This window comes from uncultured Methanobrevibacter sp., from assembly GCF_902764455.1.
GTDB lineage: Archaea > Methanobacteriota > Methanobacteria > Methanobacteriales > Methanobacteriaceae > Methanocatella.
In genome coordinates, this window is the sequence record NZ_CACWVY010000010.1 from 1 (window position 1) to 2,223 (window position 2,223).

Genomic DNA, 2,223 nt, shown 5'->3' on the forward strand with positions numbered 1-2,223 from the left:
GGTAGTAACTTTGAGTTTATTAATTGTACTTTGGCTAATGGAACTAGTTATACTGGTGATACTTGGTATATCGGTAATTTGAATAACGGCACTAACGTTACTTTCACAGTTTATACTCGTGCTATACATGATGGTATAGATATTCCTCATAATGTGTCTGTGTCCTGTAATGAAACTGAATGGAATTTCACTAACAATAAAGCAAACAAACTCGTTGATGTTATTCCTTATCCGGTAAAAACTGTGAATAATGATACTCCTTATTATCATGAAGAGATTGAGTATAATTTGACTGTTGTAAATACTGGTGCAGATAATTATACTGATGTTTTAACTGTTATTGATAGTTTACCTGCTGGTTTAGAGTTTGTCAGAACAGTTAATGTTATTGGGGCTGTTAAAGTTAGTGAAGATAAAAATGGTCAAGTCATTACCTGGAAATTAACTAATATCTCTACTAAAAATGCAACTATTACAATCAGGGTTAAAGTTAATGCTATTGGCAATTTAACCAATAATCTTACAGTTATTGGTCCTAAAGGCAGTAGCAGAACTGTAAACTGTACAATTAATCCTATGCCTATTGTAGATTTATCAGTTAACATTACCAGTGACAAAGTTGAATACTTTGTTGATGATGTTGCTGTTTGGACAATAACTGTTCACAATGCTGCTAACGGTACAAATGCTTCAAATATTAAGTTGAGTGAATTGATTCCTAAAGAATTTGAGTTCATGTACTCTTCTGATGATGTAGCTTATAACAATGAAACCGGAGTTTGGACTATTGGAAACTTGGCTAATGGTACTAACGTTACTTTGAAAATATATACTCATGCTAAGGTTCCTGCAAGTGATATTGAAAATAAAGTTAATGTCACCTGTAATGAAACAGAGTGGAATTACACTAATAACAGGGATAATATAACTGTTGAGATTGTAGCATTCCATAAACCTGTTAAAATAGTTTCTAATAGCACTCCGTATTATCATGAATATGTGAATTATACTATTAATGTTGAGAATTTAGGTAATTATACATATACCAGTCATTTCACTGTTATTGATACTTTGCCTGCTGGTTTAGAGTTTATTAGGACTCTCAGCATTAGTAATGCTAAGAATATTAGTGAAGTTCATAAAGGTCAGAATGTTACTTGGATTTTAACAGATATTCCTGCTAAGTCCAATGCTACTATCGTTATTCTGGTTAAGGTTAATGCTGTTGGTGATTTGACTAATAATTTAACTGTTGTTGGTCCTCGTGGTGCTACTGATATGGTTAACTGTACTATTGCTCCTATGCCTATTGTTGATATTTCTGTTAATATTACCAGTGATAAGGATGAGTACTTTGTTGACGATATAGCTGTTTGGACAATAACTGTTCATAATGCTGCTAACGGTACCAATGCGACTAATGTTACTTTGAAGGATTTATTCCCATCAGGTAATTTCGAATTCATTAATTGCACTTTACCGGACGGCACTGTATATAATGAAACAACCGGCGTCTGGACAATCGGAAACTTGGCAAACGGCACTAACGTTACTTTGGTAATCAATTCCCATGCTGTACGTAGTGGAGATGATATTCCTCATAATGTATCTGTATCTTGTAATGAAACAGACTGGAATATGACAAACAATAAAGCTGGTATTACAGTTGATGTTTATGATCTTCCATATCCTGTAAAATCCGTTAATAATAATACTCCGTATTACAATGATGTAATTGAGTATAATTTGACTATTGTTAATGATGGTGCTATTGGATATACTGATGTCTTGAATGTCACTGACACTTTGCCTGATGGTTTGAAATTTGTTGGTTATGTAGTTAAAGATGCTAATGAGGCTTCTGCTTATGTAAATATTAATAATCAGACTGTAACCTGGTTTATTACAAATATTGCAGGTAAATCTAAAGCTACAATTACTGTTAGGGTTAAAGTTGTTGGTCTTGGTGATAATATTATCAGGGACAGTACTTTCATTTCTAATAATGTGACTAGAGATCCTGCAGTTAAGTATGTTGGCAATTTAACCAATAATGTGACTGTTACAGGTCCTAATGGAATTAATAACACAGATAATTGTACTGTATATGCTATTCCTATTGTTGATATTTCTGTTAATATTACAAGCGACAAGGATGAGTACTTTATAGATGATATTGCTGTCTGGACAATAACTGTTTCAAATGCTGGTAATGCTTCTAAT

Annotated in this window: 1 protein-coding gene; it reads left to right on the plus strand. The window is 32.9% G+C overall.

The features are described from left to right. Nucleotides 1-2,223, plus strand: a 2,223-nt coding sequence (locus QZU75_RS03425; protein ID WP_296881554.1) for a hypothetical protein, incomplete at both ends; no start/stop codon positions are given.